Raw genomic sequence first — 20841 nt, forward strand, 5'->3', positions numbered from 1 at the left:
TTCATGATTATTCCCCTTCATTTTCTTAACATTAAAAACCTGATGGACGAGGTGCATTTACTGAACCTGTTGGATAAGAACTAGTTACGTTATCACCAACTTTAATGACATCAATTTCCACACCATTTACTGTCGTTCTATGCCAAGTTGCTCCATCTCTTAATCTCGTTGAAATTGCTGGTGTATCACCAACCTCAATTACACTATTAATTATTTGCTTATCACTCCATGTATCTGGAAAGAGTGTACTCTTTTTTAGTTTTGATATGTTGCCATCAGTAAATTGTTTAGTAAATACAACATTCTTTGTACCATCAGCATTAGTTGATAATACTTCAACTGCAAAATTATTATTAGCATTATTGATATTTGGCGAATGTCCACCAATTAAATCATTCTTTGGAACTTTACGTTGACCTTCTAATATCTTGACCTCCATATCTGTACTAATAACGGTCTTTGAATTAATTAAACTATTAGGATTACCCGTACCCTTAGTAACAATTGATCCACTAGGAGGTTTTACTGTGGTCCTATAGGCTTGACTTATAGCTCCTCCTCCAAAGATGGCGGTTGCAACACTAAAACTGTTTACCCAATGTTCAGCAGATAATGGATCATCAGGATTTATTGCCTTATTAACCATCTCTACTGCTCCAAAAGTCCAGTAATTCCAAGTATCATATGAAGAGTTCCCTAGATTATTCTTACGTTCTTTTGCTCCAGACCAGATACCATCTAACAATCCTATGGTCAAATAATTTGCAAAGTCATATGGAGAATCTAGTGCCCTGTCTGCCCGTGTATCTAATCCATTCCAAAAACCTTGTCCAATCTCTATAAAACTATTTTTGGATTTAACAATTGACTGCTTACCTTTTTTAAGGATTTCCTCAATATTAATTAATAAATTCTTCGAATCTCCTTGTGATCCTTTTCCATCATGAATACTTAAGTGACTCGTCAACAGTTTCGCTGTCAATTTCTCTCCATTCAAGAATCTTTCAACTGTCGTCACTGCATTCGGTGGAGCAACAAGCCCTGCGATGTACTCTTGGTTGACCTTCGCAATATCCTTGGCTGAGATGTCTACGTACCAATTATTCGTTTTAGTTTCTTGATATCTTTTTTCTTCTGGATCTCCAATTGCTTTTGGAATGTCCTCATATTGCATCCAGTATTTTTGATATTGATAATACCATATTGTTGTCTCGGTGTTGCGTAAATAATGACGGTAGGCTGTTCTTATGTCTTCTTTGCCTACAAGAATTGTATCACTTGTTATGACAGCTGGTCTTGAAGTTAATGGTGTCCATGTATGGTAATATTCGGAATTGTTGATGATTTCTTTCTCAACGTGACTTTCATAATTCCTTACCCATGATGGGATATCAACGGTTCCTCCAGTATCATTATCTTGAGCCGAATGTCCAGTTGGGTCCCACAAGTTCACAGGATTGTTCATTACATATGCATAACGGTTTTGTGACTGCGGGCTCATCAGTTCACCAGGATAGGTGTCTTCGGTCATGAAGCGTCCTGCGTTTGGATCGTACCAGCGAGCGTTCATGTCCACTAATCCAGTCTTGCCGTCGTACAGCATGCCTGTATATCCATGATGGTTATAAGGTGATGTAATTCCAGTAAAGATTCCACCGAATGCATCGTAACGATATCGTTCAATGATGTCGCCATGACGGTCTGTCGTTTCAGATACTGCACGTTGTCCATCGTATTGATAGTACAACATTCCCCCAGTAGTCTTTAAATCTGGGTCATGAGCCGGATTTGATAATCCGTGATTACCAAACATTTTACGTGATGTTAACTGACCGTTTGGACCTTTGTAATATTCCGCATATGGTGAACCCGCTGCGCTGTATTCTTTATGAAGGTTTGTAGATAATCCTTCATATAGGTACGTCGTTTCTTTGTGGTATACATGAGAGTTACCATTTTCACCAGAGTTCTTGTATAAACCAATTTTCTTGCCTTTGCCCGGGTTATTGAATTTTCCGTTTCCAGGAGCTTGGTCTTTACAGTTGCCCTTGCCTTTTCCGTTGTTGCTCTTTTCTTTTCCTTTACCGATTCCGTCAAGGTCTTTCCATGACATCTCTTCACGGTAAATTCTACGGCCAAACGCATCATACGAATAGCTCGCATAACTTTCGTCTTCGAATTCAGCTAAGACTAGCTTGTTTGCTCCGTTGTAAGAGAACGTGACGATTCCTTCATCAGTTGAACGGCTGATTAAGTTACCGTCTTTGTCGTACTCGTACGCATTCTCATTTTCAGAGATTAATTGATTGTTAGCATTGTAGGAATATTTGAATTCCTCGTCGTCTGTCTTTGCTGTTAGACGGTTTCCAACTGCGTCGTAGGAATATTGAACTTGGCTAGTTGGGTTCATTAGGTAATCAGGCTGTTCGTCTACTTTTTCTAAATCATCAAAGACGAACTCTCCATTTGGTCCACAAGATATTGGAGATTTTTGGTTCTTTCCTTTACCGTTATCATTGTTTCCATTGTTACCTTTGCCATTGTTTGGTTTATCGGTAGGTTTACCTGTTTCCTTATCTTTCTGTTTACCTGTCTCTTTATCAGCAGGCTTGCCCGTCTCTTTGTCAGTTGGTTTTCCTGTTTCTTTTTCTCCTGTACCTGGAGTCGGCTTACCAGTTTCCTTTTCTGTCGTCCCATCTGATGGCTTGCCTGTTTCCTTTTCCGTTGGTTTGCCCGTTGTTTTATCTTCTGGTTTTCCAAGTGCAGAAACTTGATCCATTGCTGCCGCTTCGGCCTTTGAGCCACCAAAGAACTCAGTAATCGTGTTCCAAACTCCCTTGAAGAAGTTGGTTACTGCTTCAACGGCAGACTTGAAGCCCTCGATGATGGATGAAATCACTCCACCCTTGTCTTCTGATTTCTTGTTATCTTGTTCAGCCTTTGTTTCTTTATCAGCTGTACTTCCACTTGCTTCTTGAATGACTTCGGAATCTTCAACTGTTTCCTCATCGGAAACTAGTTCCGTTTCAGCAGTTTTAGTGGATGTTTCCTTCGATCCACCTGTAAAGATGGCTTTTACTTTATCAAAGAATGACTCTTCCTCTGAATCGTCTGTCATGTTTTTGTTCTTCGTACCAGGCGGTGTATCTGCTGCGTTTCGAAGACTTCTAATCTTTTCTTCTGGATACGTTGCTTTCGTTAAACGAGATAGTGCATCATATTCAAAGGTTGACTTTGCTCCGTCTTCCTCTGTTTGCGTGATTCGGTTTCCATTCTTATCGTACTTATATTCATAAGATGAGAATACACCGTCTGAATTAGAGTTCGAAATCTTGGCAAGGTTTCCGTCTTTATCATACGAACGCTTAATTTCGTTGCCGTTTGCCAGCTCACGGTTTACCTCACGCCCCATTTCGTCATATCCAAAAGTAGAAATGTTTTCTTCTGGGTCCATGACACTGGTCATCTGGTTGCGTTCATCATACGTGTACTTTGTCGTACGGTCTTCGCTGTTTGTCACAGAAAGCATGTTACCAAGTGCATCATACTCAAAGTTTAACGACTTTTCCATCGTCACGTTTTGTTGCGATGTGATTCTTCCTAATTGATCGTACTGATATTTTTCATGGGAAGCAGGTGTTTTTGCTTCTGTTACTCTGCCTACTTTATCATACGTAAAGGAGTGCTTTTCATCACCATAGTCCACAGTCGATACAAGGCCGTTTGGTGTATACGTATAACGATCAATTGAACCTGATGGAGATGTTAGCTCCTTTAATTGACTTGCAGCATCGTACGTATAGGAAGTTGTAAGACCTAGAGCATTGGTTTCCTTCGTTGGAAGACCATTTTTGTTGTACTCATAGCTTCTGCTGTTTCCATTTGCATCTGTTAACGTTTTAAGTTGTCCTAGCGTCGTATAGTCATATGACGTATTGCTGCCAAGTGCATCCTCTACTTGTTTTAATAGATTCAGAGGATTGTACTGATACTTCGTCACATTTCCATTTGGATTTGTTTCCTGTGTTAGATTTCCTACTTGGTCGTACGTATAAGAGGAAACATTTCCTTTTGGTGATTTCTCTTCAATCAGTCGACCTAATGCATCGTACTTATAATTCGACTTCTCACCTGCTTTATTTTCAAAAGTGGTCAAATTGCCGACTTTGTCATACGTCCATTTCGTTGAATATCCTTTTGCATCTGTTTGTTCAACTGGACGACCTAATTCGTCATACTTATATTTCACGACTTGCTTTAAAGGATTCTTTTCACTTAAAAGATTCCCTTCCTTATCGTACGTATACGTTGTTTTGAAATTTAGTGGATCAGTTACTTCTGTTAAGTGTCCTACTTTATTGTAGGAGTACTTCCAGTTTTCTCCCCCTTGGTTCGTTCTCTTTGTCATACGTGAAAGAAGGTCGTAATCAAAGGAAGTGATACCAGCTTGTGGGTCTGTCAGTTCTGCAAGATTTCCACCTTTATCATACGCATATTTTGTCGTGCGATGCAGTGGATCAATTGCTTCAATGTTTCGCCCTAACGCATCGTATTTATACGACCAGTTTCCACCTTCAGCATCCTTTTGAGAGGTTAAGAACCCACTTGCATTATACGCATATGTTTCTATTCCACCATCAGGATTTGTTTGGCTCACGAGACGGTTTAATGCGTCATAAGCGAACTTTGTTTCGCCACCTACTGCATTTCTCATCCACGTTTGGTTTTTGTTCAGGTCATAACCAAACTCTGTTTTGTTTCCATTCTTATCTAGAATAGATAGAACATTGCCGACTGAGTCGTATGCCATTTTTTCACTATAGCCAAGTGCATCTTTTACTTCTACTACACGGCCTAGAGCATCGTATTGGTAGTTTGTTTTGTTACCAAGTGGATCGATGACTTCTGTTACTTGTTGTAAGGCATTAAATGATTGTTTAATGACACTACCAGTTGGATCTTTGATTTCCATCATCTTTTGATCATCTAAATACGTATAGCTTGTTGTTTCGCCTCTTCGATCTTTTTCAGAAAGAATTCGGTTTAGTAAATCATACGAGTAGTAGCTGCTGTTCCCCATTGGGTCTACAACTTCTTTTACATTTCCTGCTGGATCGTAAACTTGCTTAATGACGCCATCCATTGGATCCGTGATTTTTACAACACGGCCAAGGTCATCGTAATCATAAGAAGTAACGGCCTCGTTTGGTGCTTTCACTTCGGTCATGCGACCTGCTTTATCGTAAGAATACGAGGTTGCTTGATTCAGAGCATCGATTGTTTTTGTACGATTTCCAAGCTTATCATATTCATACTTTGTTACATGATTAGAAGGATCCGTCACCTTTAAAAGCTCACCATTTAAGTTGTACTCGAACAATGTCTTTTGCTCTAAGGCGTTTGTCACTTCTGTTACTTGCCCAAAGGCATCGTACTTGAAAAGAGTAGAATGATTTAATGGATCTGTTTGTTTTGTTAAACGTCCAAGGGCATCATAGTCCATCTTTTGAACGGCACCGTTCGGATATTTGATATTGCTTACATTTCCTAATGGATTGTAGCCGTATTCTGTAACCCCATTAAGTGGATCAATTGTTTTGTCCACACGACCTAGGGCATCATAAGATGTCTTGATGACTTGATTTAACGGATTGGTAATGAAAGCTACTTGTCCAGTTTTATCATAGGCAAATACTGTTTTTCCGTAAATGTCAGTCGTTGACGATAGTTTTCCATCGTTATTGTACTCCAGTACTGTCTCTTGCTTTAATGGATTAATCGTTTTTTTCAGACGTCCTAAGCTGTCGTATTGATATTCAGTAACAGCACCACTCGGATGTGTTTCTTTCGTTACCTGGTCTAAGCTATTGTATGCTTTCGTTGTCTTCTGATTTAAAGCATTAATCATTTCAGTCAGACGACCGATTGTGTCGTAGTTATACGTAACCGTCTCACCTTCAGCATTCGTAAAGGATACTAACTGTCCACGGTTATTATAGGAATACGTATAATTCGATTCATCTGGACGAGTGTAAACGGTTTTGTTTTGAGTCACATCATACGTCCATTTATGGGTATAGCCCATCGCATCTACATAATTCGTTAATCGATTTACATCATCATACGTAAACGATTGTACGGCTTGTGCTGGGCCTTTGACTGCCGTAACTCTTCCAAGTGCATCATACTCATACGAAGTTACATGCTTAAGTGGATTGGTTACAGATGTCATCGCGCCTAATTCATTGTACGCATATTCCGTTACGCCACCTGCCGGATCTGTTACCTTTGTCAGATTTCCGTTTGTGTCATAGCTGTAATACGTAAATTCACCTAGCGCATTTTTAACTGACGCTAAGTTTCCACCCTTGTGATACGTGTAATCTTCAGTAGAGTCGTTTCGCAGTTTCTTTTTTATTACCTGCTTAGCTGCATCATACTGATACGTTTCTGTTGTCTCATCATCGTATGTTTTCGTCGATAATAGCCCGAGGCTGTTATAGGAGTATTTTACAGACTGTCCTAGGAAGGATGTCTCTTTTGAAAGCCTGCCTATTCCGTCATATTCATACGTTTGGGTTCTTCCAATTGGATCCGTTATTTTCTTGATTTGTTGATCTGGGTAATATTCATAAGATGTTACACGGTTTAGTGCATCTTTTACAGAAGACACTTGCCCTTTTGGATTGTACGAATAGGTTAAGGTGCCTGCTGGTGATGAAACTGTTTCTACTCCGTATTTACCATACGTGTAAGAAGTAGTTCCTTTGACATTCGTTTGCTTTTCAATTCGTCCAAGTGCATCCCACTCAAACGAGTCCTTTTGTGAACCTGGTGATGTAATTTCTTTTAGTCTTCCTGCATCATCGTACGTATACGTTATCGCTTGCTGTGCAGGATTGACTATTTTACTTAAATCCCCATTGTTGTAATACTCGTGGGTTGTAACTTGGCCTTTTTTGTTGGTTAATGTCAGAATTCGCCCTGCTTTATCGTACGTATATTTTACACTTCTAGACTTATCATCTACTCTACTAAGTAGAAGACCGTCTGGATCATACGTATATGTTTCACTTGATCCATCAGGATTTCCTACGTACAGGAGCTCTCCCATCGCATTAGATTGATACGATGTTACTTCGTTCTTCGCATTTGTTACTTTTTCTAAGTTCCCATACTTATCATAAAGGAATGACATCGTTTGGTTCAGAGCATCCTTCGCCCAAACCATTTTTCCATTTTCAAATCCGTAAGTTGAGATAATACCGTTTTCGTTCTTTTGGGTTATGTTTCCGTTACTGTCATAACTGTAAACGGTTGATTGTCCAGTTGAAGTTGTAACAGATTCGACTGTCCCCCATGGTTCTTTATAGGTATAGGTAGTTGTAACTCCGAACTTGTCTGTATGTGTGTGCAGGCGATCTTTACTGTCATACGTGTAGCTTTCGGTCCCTGTTACACTTGTTGCAGACTTAATCTTCTTATTATCGTAATACGTAAAGCTAGTCACTTCATTTTTAGGGTTCGTAATTTTGACAGCTTTTTCGTTTGCGATGTCATACGTCCACTTTTCTCCAAGAGCATTGGAAACAACCGTTTTTGACAGCTTTCCACTTCCATCTGCCGTGTAGACGTAAGAATTAATAAGCTTATTATCTGCATCTTTTACAGACGTAACACGGTGGTTCCCATCGTAAGAATAGGATGTTGTTTCGTTCTCCGCATTTGTCATTCCAGAGATTCTACCTTGACTGTCATAACTATAGGTAACAAATTTATCTCCAGGGTAATTAATGGTTTTTAATCGATTATTTTCATAAGTAAATATATATTTTTCGTTTAAAGGATTTATAAGTTCAGTTATTAGATTACCATTCCATTTGATTTGGATGGTACGTCCTTTATTATCTGTAATATTTTCAACATGACCATTTGAATTATAAGAATAAGTAAGTGTATTACCAAAGCGGTCTGTTTCGGAAATCATTTTCCCTACTTTTACATCTTGGCCGCTGCGCCAAGGTGCATAGTAACCATAATACGTGATTTTTCTACCGTCTTTAGTTTGAACCACATATTGATATTGATCGATGCGAGTAAGAGTGTCTCCATTCTCACCTGCTTCATAATGACCTTTATGAAGCTCATAATTTGTCTTATCATCACCATCATAGTTCGTAACAAATGCCTCTGGGTCATCTTTTACAAACGAATAGTTAAGAGTTGTCCCGTCCATACGGAATTCCCCGATGGCATATTCCGCATACATTTGGAGCTTCGAATCTAGTTGTGTACTCCAACCCTTACCAAATGCTCCTACCTGTTCGTTATTACTCTTATACTCTCTCTTTATACCAAATGAAAGTAAATCCTCAGGTACAAAAATATCAGTTTCAGATAGTTCAAGATAACCAGATTCTTCATTTACTGGTGGATCCTGAGTGTCATTTTGAGGTGGCAATATACTAGCTTCTCTCCTTGGTGACACCTGACTATCCATACTTTCTGGTGAAGTATTCGGAAGCTGCGGCATAATTCCTTGAGCCGGGTTCCCTACTGGTTCATATGTGTTCGTTGGTGGCAATAAATTCAGCAGATTGTCAGGATTCGAATAAAAATCCTGTGCATATGCTTGTCTTTCTGCCAACGCTTGAACCGGATACGTCAGCACACTGCTTATAAACATAACCAGTGCCATGACGCTCATGGTAATTTTTTTTACCAAAACAAAAACTCCCTTCATTTACCGTAAAAGACAAAATCGCACTTTGAAAGAAAGCGATCTGGCAAACAAAGAAAGTTGGATTTGAAAATATGGAACTACGGAAACCCAGCCATCATTGCAGTTGTCCTGCTTTAGACCCGTGGTTTTGCGTCCCCGTTTTTCAACGAGTTTGCCCTTACCGATATATAGTTTAAAAGTCATGATGCTTTTCTACCATACAACAAACCGTGACAAAGTTTTACATATTTTTTAATATTTTGTTAAAATCAGTCTATTTAACTATACGATAAATAGGTACTACGGATTATTAATAAGAAAAAAAAGGAAAATTATAAGTATAACGAATCTTATCTAACAAGTGGTTTCAAATACTAATAGATGATACCTCTTCTTATAGGAAGAATTACAGAGATTACATGAGGAATAAAATAGGCACCAAAATAAAATCCCCTGTCTCTAGACAAGGGATTAACTATTATTGACGAAGATACTTTATCAATCTCGTCACCGTTTCATCTATATTTAATTCGTGTATAATCGTTTTGGCGACATCTTCGATAAGATAGTTAAAATAGTATTACACAATTTTCTGTATCTATTATTCATAACGTAATGATTCTATCGGATCTAGTTTTGATGCTTTACTTGCCGGTAACAAGCCGAATATAATTCCGATTATCATAGAGAAGAATAGCGCTCCTACTACAACTGGCCAAGCAATTAACGACGGCCAACCTGCGACAGCTGATATGATTGTAGCAATACTTGCTCCGACTATGATTCCGATTAATCCCCCTATAAAGGTGAGGACAATGGCCTCGATTAGAAATTGAGTTAAAATTTGTGGCCTTGTTGCTCCTAGTGCTTTTCGAATACCAATTTCTCTCGTTCTTTCAGTGACTGATACGAGCATGATATTCATTACACCAATTCCTCCAACAAAAAGAGAAATCCCTGCAATACTACCGATTATCATAATCATAATATTTGTCACTTGCCCGATTCCCTCTGCCAGCTCTTCCATATTTAACACTTGGTACGATTCCTCAGTATCGTGCATTTCGTTCAACAATTTGGTTGCCTTTTCTCCTACAATACTCAGTTCGTCCATTGAATCTGCTTGCAATGTCACTTGGTTATAATCACTCGTTCCAAAAATGGTTCTCCACGTATTCCAAGGCAAATATACCTCAACTGCCCCAAATGCAAGGAGTCCAGTTGGTTTTTCCAACACCCCAATAATTTCTACTGGCTGTTTTCCAATCCTAATGATTTCCCCTAGTGGTTCTTTGTCTTCAAATAGCTCTTCTTTCATTGTTTGACTGATGATGGCAACCCGTCTGCCACCTAGAAAATCTGAATCATCAAAGGACCGTCCACTCTCGATTTCAAACTCATTTACTTGAAAGTAAGATGAATTAATTCCAAATGTTGAGGAGTCTGCATTTTTTTCTCGATATCGGACATTAATAAACTGGGTGCTTGATGCTAATACCTCTTTTACTTCTGGAATTTGCTCGAGTGCACGAATATCTGCCTGAGTAAACGGTGCTTGTTGAAAGATATTAGGATTTGCCTGGATTTCTTCTTCTGTTGGCTGATAAAACACTTCTAACGTGTTTCCTGCTCCGACAATTTGTGATTTAATCATTTGCTCTCCGCCTTGACCAATTGCAACAACGATAATGACAGCTGCCACCCCAATAATAATACCCAACATCGTCAAGGCAGATCGCATTTTATGAGCTTTGACAGAAGCGAGAGCCATCATGATATTTTCTAAAAAACTCATTCAGTTTGGCTCCTCTCTTCATCACTTACGATTGCCCCGTCACGAACAACGATCGTTCTCCTCGCGTACTCACCTATCTCAGGTTCATGCGTAACAAGGACAATTGTCGTCCCTTCTTGATTCAACTTTGTGAATTGTTCCATGATGGAGAGACTCGTATTTGTATCTAACGCCCCAGTAGGTTCATCCGCTAATATAAGGCTAGGATTATTTACAATGGCTCTCGCTATGGCAACACGTTGTTTTTGTCCACCAGATAACGCATTGGGAAGAAAATCGGTACGACTAGCTAATCCTACTTTTTCTAATGCATAGGCAGCACGTTCTTGTCTTTCTTTTTTTCCGATTCCAGCATAAATCATCGGCAGCTCTACATTTTTTAACGCTGTTAATCGTGGTAATAACTGAAATTGTTGAAATACAAACCCAATAGATTGATTCCTTACTTTCGCAAGCTCTTCATCCTTGAAACTCGATATATCTGTTCCATTAAAGTGATAGTGACCAGAACTTGGTCGGTCTAGACATCCTATAATATTCATTAACGTAGATTTACCAGAGCCTGAAGGACCCATGATTGCTAAAAATTCACCAGAAGAGATAGATAAGTGTATATTTTGTAATATATTCACGTTCTCTTTGGCTAACGTATAGCTTTTCGTAATAGATTCGAGTTGGATCATCGAATCGTCACTTCCGATCCATCCTTTAGTTTTGCATGAGGACTTACAATTACGTTTTCTTCCTCTTTTACTCCATCTACAATTTCTATAAACGCATCTTGACTACTGCCCGTTTTCACTTCACGCTTACTTGTTTTTCCATCTTTCACGATATACACAAATTCCTTTTTCCCATCTTGAATAACAGCATCAATCGGCAATACGTGTGCCTTCTTTTTTTCCGTTTCAATCTCCATAATTAATTGGAATCCCGGCTTAAGAGGACTTGGGTTTTCGATCGTTACTTCAATTGGGTATTGAACAACTTCATTTCCGCTAGACTCTATGCCAGATTGTTGATTCTCTGGTATGGCTGAAACGAAATGAACGGTACCATTCCACGTTTTATCCGGAATTGCATCACTTGTAATCTCAACCTTCATTCCCTTTTCAATCTTCAAGGCATCATACTCAGATAAAACGCCACTAATCACGAATTGTGATAGATTTGCAATATGAATAAATGGACTTGTGCTTTGCTTGTTTTTTATCACTTTTTCATTAATTTTAAGTACAGTTCCATTTATGTCACTCTTTACTTTCAGATTGTTCTTTTGTTTTTCGTATAGATCTTTTTGTAGTAGGAGCTGTTTCAGATCTAGATTGGCTAGCTTTCTTTCAACTTCTAGCTGTTCGAGCTCTGGTTCAACTTGTTTTGCTGCCTCTTTTTTTCCTAGTTGCTTCGCCAGTTCCTTCTCGTTTTCTTTCACTCTAGCTTCTTTATCTTTCAAGCTATTAATTTGTAAGTAACTCGATTCAATCATAAGATTGTGCTTTTCTTGTTCAATGGTAAACTGCTCATTTACATAGGTGAAGAGCGGAGTTCCTGCCTCAACATTCTTTCCTTCTTCTACTACGATTTCGGATACTTCCCCATTCTCTGGTGCATAGTAGATGATTTGTTCATTTTCTAATGCTAAAGAGCCAGGAATCATGACTGTTGATTTTAGTTCTTTTTCTTCTAATATAGCAGTCTCTACTTTAAAATGAGTAGATTGATAGGATTTCACTATATTGATTCCTATAAAAACCGTGATGACGAGTATGATACCGACTGCAATCCAAATCTTTTTCACACTAAACACCTAATCCTTGCATGGCTCCGCCTACTCCTGCGAACACTAATCCAATAATTAAGAACACAATCGAAACACCCCATGCTAAACCTTTTGAAAAACCCGCTACCTTTTGCAATCCTATTGCAGAAAGTACAGTTCCCCAGATTGTAAAGACTTCAATAGCACCTAGCATTCCGCCAACGAAACCATCTACTGGAATAATTGAGCCAAGACTCGTTACGTAAATAGCAGGATTCCCACCAATTGCCCAGATTACAAGTGTATTAACAATCATACCCAAAGCCGAAACTATCATCAGGAATGTGTTCATTGAAAATAGCTGTTTGAATGTTACATCCGATGATACAATTTTCGCGATCACTAAATAGATGGCCGTAGAAATTAATATTCCGATAATGGGTCCAAGAACTCCCCCAATTAACATTGAAATTCTAGTAAATCCCTCCACTAACGCAAGCTCTTCTGCTGGTATTTCGTCACCTAGCAAAGTAGCGATATCTGTTGTATACGCTAATAGAGCACTAGCAGCAATAAACAATAACGTTATAATCGCCAAAGGTCCCCAAATACGAGGATTTAAGCGAACTTTCTCCAACTGTTCAGTTGGACTCCAAATCATTGCAAATAAAGATGGTTTGTTTGTGTTTTTTTGTACCTGTTCTTCCATGGAAGTAACCCCCTAAAATATATAGTCATAAAGTAGTACGTATTAGGCAGGGGAAAGTTTCCAATTTTTACTTTTTTTATTTATTACAGAGCATTTTTTCAAGTATAATTCAGTATTTATGTAGAGAAAGGGGAGTTTCAGCTATGTTATTCTATATCCCGGTACTCTCATACCTAATCGGCTCGATACCTTTTGCATTAATTGTAGGAAAAGTGTTCTTTAGTACAGATGTACGAAAACATGGGAGCGGAAATTTAGGTGCGACAAACAGCATCAGGATATTAGGCAAGAGAGCTGGTGCTGTAGTTATGATTTGCGATATTCTTAAAGGAATCGTCGCAACCTTGCTTCCAATACTCTTCAACGTGGATGTAAACCCTATGTATATTGGATTTATTGCAGTAATCGGTCATTGCTTTCCGATATTTGCAGGGTTCAAAGGTGGAAAAGCAGTGGCGACTACATTCGGTGTACTAGTAGTAGCAAATCCACTATTACTTGTTATTGCTCTTGGAACGTTTATAGCGGCGATATTCCTAACTAAATTTGTGGCAATTGGTTCAATATCAATCGGATTCATTCTTTTCGTCTACTCATTATTAACTCAAAACACTGCCGATAGTGTCTTCTTTCTATTTTTCTCGTTGTTTTTGCTGTATCTACATCGTTCTAATTTGAAAAATATAACTGCAGGAACAGAACCCAAGGTTAATGATAAAAATCTTAACAAGGACAAAGTGCAAAAAAAATAAAATAGCGTCTGACTTCGGTTTCTCACCAAGTCAGACGCTATTTCTTTAAGCTTGTTCTAATTTTGCAGGGTTATTTCTTTTTAGAGAATGTCTTTGCCATGCAATTGTCATGACTAGCGTCACTACTAAAAGTACGAGTCCAAGGATAAACGGGTAGATAATATTTACATCATATAACGCTCCTGCAAGTGTTGGACCGATTACATTTCCTAAACTCATATACGTATTATTCAGACCCATGGCAAAGCCTTGTTCATTACCCGCCATCTTCGAAATAAGAGTATTAAGAACTGGTCGAAGGATGGAAGTAGCCAGGAAAATTAAAAGTGTAACGCCAAAGAACAGTACATAACTGGAAGCAAATAATGAGAGAAAGAAACCAAGTGCAACTACTCCCAAAAAGATATTAAGAACGACTCCTTCACCAAAACGGTTCACAATTTTATCCACAACAAAAAGTTGCACAACCACACTAACAATACCGGTAGCTGTAATCATTACCGCGATTTCCTGAGGCGTTGCTCCAAACTGGTTATCAACGAAAAGGCCAAGAACGGATTCATAAGCCATTAAACCGAAGCTCATCACTAGTGTAATGATAAGAGGAACGAAGTATGGCATTTTTACGGATCGCACTAGTTTCCTAGCCATCGATTCTTCTTTCGGTAAGTCAATCCCTGCTGAAGGCTGCTTTGTTTGACTCTCTTTTAGAACAATCACTGAAAATACTACCGCTACAAGCGATACAATCGCTGAAATCAAGAAGGGCATTTTTAATCCAAAGTCAGCTAAAAATCCGCCAATCCCTGGTCCTACGACAATTCCTAATGACATAGAGGCAGACACAAAGCTGTTACCCTTTGCACGTTGCTCCATTGTTGTAATATCTGCTACATAGGCAAAAATAGCAGGTATGAGAAGTGCAGCCCCAATTCCACCAATTACACGTGAAATATATAGCCACCAAATTGAATCAAACGCATAAAAAACGAACATAGAAAGCGTTAATCCAATTAACCCAATAATAATCATAATTCTACGACCATATTGATCCGTCCATTTGCCGGCAATTGGAGAAAAGATAAGCTGTGCCCCTGCAAAAATGGCAATCATTAAGCCAGCTGCTGTCCCTCCTTGATTAATGGACTCCAAATACGCAGGTAAAATCGGAATGACAATCCCGAAGCTACCAATAGCGATAAACATATTGATCATTAAAACAAAAAGCTTTTTGCGCTGTTCTGCTGACATGTGGTGCACCATCTTTCTATATACATATAAATTACTTTCATCTTTTACGAAGTCTGCTACTTAGTATACACTGTTTCTATAAATTCCCACAAAGAATTAGTTTTAGTCAAAATAAAGAAGGGCAGTATTTTCCCTTTCTCATATACTCACTACATATTCAAAAATATGGTCTCACAGACAGACGTGGAAAGGCACTTTTTCACAAAAATAAAAAGGCCAACTACTGTTGACCTGAAATCCACCTATGTATGGTGGAGACGGTGGGAATCGAACCCACGTCCAGACATAACGGCACTTAAGCTTCTACGAGTGTAGTCGATATATTAGCGTTTCGCTAACCTCTTGGTCTATCGACAGGCTTTAAGGTAGCTAGTCTGGTTGTTCTCTTCCTTTGTCCTCAGACGGCGAACTCCGGCGTAGCCCACTTAGAGTGAGTCCCTTACCCTACCACATGGGCGATGGAGGGAGGAACCGCTATAGACTGTTATTAAGCAGCTAAAGCGAAGTTGTTGTTTGTTTTGCCAGTTATTGGCTTTGACGTTTTAACGAGGCCGATCCCCTCGACTCGCAACCTAAGCTCGAACTATCCCTGTCGAATCCGTAGCGTCCCCATTATAAAATGATAATGAGAATGTTACTTCTCTTATCAAAATGGAAATACGGGAAAGTATAAGCTTACTTGCTTATTCAATTGTCATGCCGTCTGTCTTCCCTGACGACAATTCTTATTATATCACATTGAAGTAGTAATACAATTGGTAGTTACTAGGTAGCTTTCCAAATGTAATATTTGATATTCTTACTTTTGACGTTCTCTGAAAGCACGTTCAATATCACGCTTTGCCTCTTTCTTCTTTAAGTCTTCGCGTTTATCATAATTCTTCTTACCTTTACCAAGACCAATTAAAACCTTGGCAAAACCATTTTTCAAATATATCTTGAGTGGAACTATTGTGTATCCTTCTTCCTTTGTGACACCAATAAGATTGGCAATCTGCTTCTTATGAAGAAGTAGCTTTCTCGTTCGTAACGGCTCATGATTATAACGGTTTCCTTGTTCGTATGGACTTATATGTAAATTATATAAATACATTTCACCATTAAAAACACGTGCATAGGAATCCTTTAAATTTAGCTTACCCGCTCGAACAGATTTGATCTCTGTTCCTTGAAGAACGATACCAGCTTCATATGTTTCTTCAATAAAAAAATCGTGCGTTGCCTTTTTATTTTGGGCAACAACTTTCCCTTCTCCTTTAGGCATCTGAGTACACCTCCCCCGTTACGTAGTACCCATTTTAGCAAATTATGTCTGTAATCTCAACGATAATGAGAATTCGACAAAATTCGGGTGGTGCCTGGCACCACCCGGTTTTTCTTTATATTCTTTATTCTTTATTTACGCTTCGGTTTGCGTTTTGCTTTTGGTGCGTTTTCGAAGTGTTTTTTCTTTTTCTTTGGTGGACGGCTGCTTGGTGATTTTTCGTCATTTTTGTTGTTTCTACCGCCAGCGCCACCGCCACCATTGCGGTCAGTTCTATTTCCGCCTTGGCCTTCGGTTTTGCTACCACCGCGACCGCCTCTTCCACCACGGCCAGTTCCGCCTCCTCCGCTTTTAATAACGGTAGGACGGTCTTTACGTTCGGTGGTACGTTTTGTACCTTTCATTCCGACGATTTCGAAGTCAATGGATCGTTCGTCTTTGTTGACGTTGACGACACGGACAGTGATTTCATCACCAATTCGGTAGATGTTGCCGGTACGTTCACCGATCATTGCGTACGAGCTTTCGTCATAGCGATAGTAATCGTTCGTTAAGTCGCTAACATGAACTAAGCCTTCGATGGTGTTTGGGAGCTCGACGAATAGTCCGAAGTTTGTAACAGAGCTAATGATTCCGTCGTATTCTTCACCAATTTTGTCTTCCATGTATTCAGCTTTCTTCAGCTCATCTGTTTCTCTTTCTGCATCAACCGCTCTTCGTTCCATGTTCGAAGAATGATCGGCAATGTCTGGCAGCATGTGATCCCATTTTGCCTTCGTCTTCTCATCAATCTTTCCTTCAATCACATATGTTCGAATTAAACGATGAACAATTAAGTCTGGGTAACGACGGATTGGTGATGTGAAGTGAGTGTAAAACTCTGTTGATAACCCAAAGTGTCCTAAACTTTCTGCTTCATAGCGTGCTTGTTTCATTGAACGTAATAATACCGTTGAAATAACAGGTTCTTCTGGAGTACCTTGCACTGCTTCTAACACTTGCTGCAGGGCTCTTGGATGTATCGAATTAGCTGATCCTTTTACGACGTAGCCGAAGTTTGTAATGAACTCGAAGAATCGATTTAACTTTTCTTCCTTTGGGTCTTCATGAATACGGTACATAAACGGCACGTTCATCCAGTGGAAATGCTCAGCTACCGTTTCATTCGCTAATAGCATGAATTCTTCGATTAGTCTTTCTGCAATCGAACGTGTACGAAGAACTACATCATAAGGCTTTCCTTCTTCGTCCACAAGCACCTTTGATTCCTTAAAATCAAAGTCGATCGCTCCACGTTCCATTCGCTTGTTTCTCAAAACTTTTTGAAGCTCACCCATTAATTCAAACATCGGAACAAGGTCTCGATACTTTTCACGTACCTCTTCATCTTTATCCTCTAGAATCGAGTTCACATCTTTGTATGTCATACGTTCAGTTGTTTTGATGACACTTTCAAAAATCTCGTGACTTACGACTTCACCATTGGAATTGACAACCATTTCACATGATAATGTAAAACGATCCACTTTAGGATTTAATGAACAAATTCCATTTGATAGACGATGTGGAATCATCGGAATCACTCGGTCTACTAAATAAATACTTGTTGCACGGTCTGCAGCTTCGACGTCAATCGGCGAGCCTTCTGTCACATAATGAGTAACGTCTGCAATATGAACACCAAGTTTATAGTTGCCATTTTCTAATTTTGTTACGGTTACCGCATCATCTAAGTCTTTTGCATCTGCACCATCAATCGTTACGATTACTTGATCTCGAAGGTCGCGCCTTTTTCCAATTTCAGAAATCGTATCTGGCACTTCATTTGCCTGTTGAATAGCTTCTGCAGGGAACTCCTGTGGTAAGCCATACTTATGAATAACAGATAGAATATCAATTCCTGGATCATTTTTATGACCAAGAATATGTACGACTTCTCCTTCTGCGCTCATTCGTCCTTCCGGATAAGTTGTAATACGAACGACTACTTTATGTCCGTCTACAGCACCCATTGAAGCACCTTTAGGCACAAAAATGTCATGAGTAATTCGCTTATCATCGACGACAACGAATCCAAAGCTTCTGCTTTCCTCGTATGTACCAACAACTTCCTTTACACCACGTTCAATAATTCGTACGATTTGCCCTTCTTCTCTTTGACCAGATGACTGTGGTTGTAATCGCACAAGTACTGTATCACCGTGCATCGCATTTTTTAAGTCAGATGGTGGAATAAAAATATCCTGTTTTTCTTTCTCTTCTGTCTGTACAAACGCAAAGCCCTTCGGATGACCAATTACTTTCCCGCGTATTAAGTTCATCTTCTCAGGTAGACCGTATCGGTTGCTGCGAGTTCGCACAATTAATCCTTGTTCTTCCATGTGCACTAACGCTTTCACAAAGTCTTTAAATGCTGAAGAATCTACTATACCAAATGCTTCTTCAAGCTCCTGAATGGTAAGCGGCGAATATGCCTCTTCCTTCATAAATACAAGCAGTTGGTTAATATGCTCTTGAATAATATCCATGTTTCACACTCCTTTTGTCTAAGTAAGTTTACAATTATGACCAATCTATACTTTCTAAGAAATGATAAACATCCTCATGTAATTGATCTTTTTCTTTATCAAATGTAATAATATGACCGGATTCTTCATACCATTTGATTTTTTTATCTACCGATTCAATGTTCTCGTAAATAATATTTGCACTATCTGTGTTAATCATATGATCATGACGGGATTGGACAACAAAGGTTGGCGCATAAATCATGTCTACATTGTCACGAACGTCTGCAATTAATGCTTGTAGTGCCTTTAACGTTTTCATAGGAGATTGCCTGAATTGCTCCATTTCCTGATTGATCACGTCTTCTGCTTTGCCTTCTTGTCGCTTATATTCCGCTGCATACTCTAATACGCCTTGATACATGATATCTTCACTTTTGATATACATAGGTGCACACATTGTTACAATTCCCTTTATTGGTACAGTATAACCCAACCTTAAAGAAAAAACTCCGCCAAGCGACAATCCAACTACAGCAATTTTGTCATAGCCTTTTTCCTTTAGAAAATTGTAAGCATCTTGTACATCCTGCCACCAATCGTCTGGACCGTATTTCACTAATTCTTCAGGTGGTACGCCGTGTCCACGATATTGAGGCCCATAACATGTATAGCCTTGCTTTTCTAGATATCTTGCTAACATTCGGCAGTCTGCAGAATTGCCTGTAAAACCATGCAAACATAAAACAGCACGCTCTCCCCCTTCAAAGAAAAACGGCTTCGGTAATACTCTTTTCACGAATTTTATCTCCTTTCACAGTTTAAACAAACGTTTGATTAAACGGTTCAAACCATTCGTATACTTGCCCTTGGCCACAATAGTATAGATATAACTAGTGTAAACCTAAACTATGATATGTATGTTTTATGTATTCAAAATAAAAAGGCGTTGGTATTCCAACGCCAGGTGAGTCGATCATTATACGCCGAAATACGCTACGGCAATTGTTAGAACGAAGAACAAAACGGATAGTACAATCGTTAAACGTTGTAACACCGCATCGACTCCACGTGCTTTTTGCTTTCCAAATAATTGCTCTGCTCCCCCAGAAATAGCACCAGATAAACCAGCACTCTTACCTGATTGAAGAAGTACAACTACAATTAGACCAATAGATACTATAATTAACAAGGTTACGAATAAAGTATGCACGAGATGACACCTCCTAAACGCACTTCACATTATCATAAAGATACCATAAAAACACAAGTTGGACAAGAAACTTTACTACTAATACAAGTTTATTTTCATAAATATATTACTTTTCAAATAATGCATTTCAATTGATATACATGTTCTTGCTCATTTTATCCATACTAGTGACGAGGTGATGAAATGAAAAATTTAACAGTCCTATCTCTTTTTATGAGTTTACTTTTTGTCAATTCGTCTGCTTTTGCTAGTACAGATTTGTCAAAACAAGAGTGCACTCGAAAAGTAGAACTCAAGATGGCAGAGTTTCAGCATCAGGTGATGGAAGACGTTTTCGCCAGCTATAACGAACATTATGATTTAACTCATAGATTAGAAGCAGTATCGTTTCATGATTTATCAAAGTTTAAACGTCTTCATACAGAAAAAGAGCCTGACATAGAATCATTGACTCCATTTTTTACTGGAGCCTCCATCGGAGAAAAGAAGCTGTTTCTTAATGAAGCGAACCGAGCTACTATGTTTTTTAAGGATTTAGAAGGTAATAATCATCGATTAACACTTAAGAAAAGCAAAAGTGGCTGGGAACAGTTGAATGAAGAAGTGAAAGCTGGGACAAAAATGGAATATAAGAAGCTTAAATGTGAGGAAGAACACCAGATGCAACAGTTTTTGAATGGGTTATTTAAAAGAAAAGAATAGATTGGGACGACTTTTATGATTTTTTGGGCGAGAATTGTATTTTTTCGGACGAGTTCTGCAGGAATTTGGACGAGATTCCAAGTTATTCGGACTAACTTCCATATAGTACCATAAAGGAAATTCGGGTGGTGCCAGGCACCACCCGAATTTTGTCGAAAAATATAATA

General features: G+C 38.9%; 12 protein-coding genes, 1 other RNA gene and 1 riboswitch. Of the genes, 2 read left to right on the forward strand and 11 right to left on the reverse strand.

Annotated features, from left to right (window positions below; all coding sequences use genetic code 11):
* Positions 1-31: 31 nt before the first annotated feature.
* The 5 genes from JR050_RS15010 to yknW form a co-directional block, all read right to left on the reverse strand.
* Positions 32-8725 (reverse strand): RHS repeat-associated core domain-containing protein, encoded by an 8694-nt coding sequence (locus tag JR050_RS15010; protein WP_204204327.1) that lies wholly within the window; start codon positions 8723-8725, stop codon positions 32-34.
* A 96-nt stretch (positions 8726-8821) separates the two neighbouring features.
* Positions 8822-8909, reverse strand: a riboswitch (cyclic di-GMP riboswitch).
* 414 nt (positions 8910-9323) lie between these two features.
* Positions 9324-10517 carry an ABC transporter permease gene (locus JR050_RS15015; RefSeq protein ID WP_204204330.1) on the reverse strand — a complete coding sequence of 398 codons (1194 nt, stop codon included), beginning with the start codon at positions 10515-10517 and terminating at the stop codon, positions 9324-9326.
* Entirely contained in the window at positions 10514-11200 is a 687-nt protein-coding gene (locus tag JR050_RS15020; RefSeq protein WP_204204331.1) for an ABC transporter ATP-binding protein, read from the reverse strand. The genes JR050_RS15015 and JR050_RS15020 overlap by 4 nt, the downstream gene beginning before the upstream one ends.
* Complete coding sequence (locus tag JR050_RS15025; protein WP_204204333.1) at positions 11197-12315, reverse strand: efflux RND transporter periplasmic adaptor subunit; 1119 nt, start codon at positions 12313-12315, stop codon at positions 11197-11199. The genes JR050_RS15020 and JR050_RS15025 overlap by 4 nt, the downstream gene beginning before the upstream one ends.
* Before the next feature lies 1 nt (position 12316).
* The gene (yknW, locus tag JR050_RS15030; RefSeq protein ID WP_204204335.1) at positions 12317-12985 is read right to left on the reverse strand and encodes a YknW family membrane protein; all 669 of its coding nucleotides are present in this window, start codon (positions 12983-12985) and stop codon (positions 12317-12319) included.
* 143 nt (positions 12986-13128) lie between these two features.
* Here yknW and plsY point away from each other — a divergent pair, with 143 nt between their 5' ends.
* Positions 13129-13737, forward strand: a complete 609-nt coding sequence (plsY, locus tag JR050_RS15035) for a glycerol-3-phosphate 1-O-acyltransferase PlsY (RefSeq protein WP_204204337.1) — start codon at positions 13129-13131, stop codon at positions 13735-13737.
* Positions 13738-13782: 45 nt separating this feature from the next.
* Here the strand turns inward: plsY and JR050_RS15040 are convergent, their stop codons facing one another.
* From JR050_RS15040 to secG, 6 genes are all read right to left on the reverse strand, one after another.
* Positions 13783-14988: an MFS transporter gene (locus JR050_RS15040; protein WP_204204338.1), complete on the reverse strand. Its 1206-nt coding sequence runs from the start codon at positions 14986-14988 to the stop codon at positions 13783-13785.
* A 249-nt stretch (positions 14989-15237) separates the two neighbouring features.
* Positions 15238-15599: a transfer-messenger RNA gene (ssrA, locus tag JR050_RS15045) on the reverse strand.
* 188 nt (positions 15600-15787) lie between these two features.
* Positions 15788-16252 carry an SsrA-binding protein SmpB gene (gene smpB / locus JR050_RS15050; RefSeq protein WP_204204339.1) on the reverse strand — a complete coding sequence of 155 codons (465 nt, stop codon included), beginning with the start codon at positions 16250-16252 and terminating at the stop codon, positions 15788-15790.
* Between the two features lie 131 nt (positions 16253-16383).
* Positions 16384-18780, reverse strand: a complete 2397-nt coding sequence (gene rnr / locus JR050_RS15055) for a ribonuclease R (protein ID WP_204204340.1) — start codon at positions 18778-18780, stop codon at positions 16384-16386.
* Positions 18781-18814: 34 nt separating this feature from the next.
* Positions 18815-19558 (reverse strand): alpha/beta fold hydrolase, encoded by a 744-nt coding sequence (locus tag JR050_RS15060; protein ID WP_204204341.1) that lies wholly within the window; start codon positions 19556-19558, stop codon positions 18815-18817.
* 180 nt (positions 19559-19738) lie between these two features.
* A complete protein-coding gene (gene secG, locus JR050_RS15065; protein ID WP_204204342.1) occupies positions 19739-19972 on the reverse strand; it encodes a preprotein translocase subunit SecG in 234 nt (77 codons plus the stop codon).
* 183 nt (positions 19973-20155) lie between these two features.
* Between secG and JR050_RS15070 the strand changes: the two genes are divergently transcribed.
* Positions 20156-20674, forward strand: coding sequence for a hypothetical protein (locus JR050_RS15070; RefSeq protein ID WP_204204343.1), 519 nt, complete (start codon positions 20156-20158; stop codon positions 20672-20674).
* Positions 20675-20841: the final 167 nt, after the last annotated feature.

The sequence above is a fragment of the Bacillus suaedaesalsae genome (assembly GCF_016890225.1).
In the GTDB taxonomy this organism is placed as follows: Bacteria; Bacillota; Bacilli; order Bacillales; family SA4; genus Bacillus_BS; species Bacillus_BS suaedaesalsae.

Bases quoted from the DNA above. Each gene is read 5' to 3' on its own strand.
- smpB (WP_204204339.1), bottom strand. From the start codon at position 16,252: ATGCCTAAAGGAGAAGGGAAAGTTGTTGCCCAAAATAAAAAGGCAACG.
- JR050_RS15040 (WP_204204338.1), bottom strand. From the start codon at position 14,988: ATGTCAGCAGAACAGCGCAAAAAGCTTTTTGTTTTAATGATCAATATG.
- plsY (WP_204204337.1), top strand. From the start codon at position 13,129: ATGTTATTCTATATCCCGGTACTCTCATACCTAATCGGCTCGATACCT.
- JR050_RS15015 (WP_204204330.1), bottom strand. From the start codon at position 10,517: ATGAGTTTTTTAGAAAATATCATGATGGCTCTCGCTTCTGTCAAAGCT.
- rnr (WP_204204340.1), bottom strand. From the start codon at position 18,780: ATGGATATTATTCAAGAGCATATTAACCAACTGCTTGTATTTATGAAG.
- JR050_RS15070 (WP_204204343.1), top strand. From the start codon at position 20,156: ATGAAAAATTTAACAGTCCTATCTCTTTTTATGAGTTTACTTTTTGTC.
- JR050_RS15020 (WP_204204331.1), bottom strand. From the start codon at position 11,200: ATGATCCAACTCGAATCTATTACGAAAAGCTATACGTTAGCCAAAGAG.
- yknW (WP_204204335.1), bottom strand. From the start codon at position 12,985: ATGGAAGAACAGGTACAAAAAAACACAAACAAACCATCTTTATTTGCA.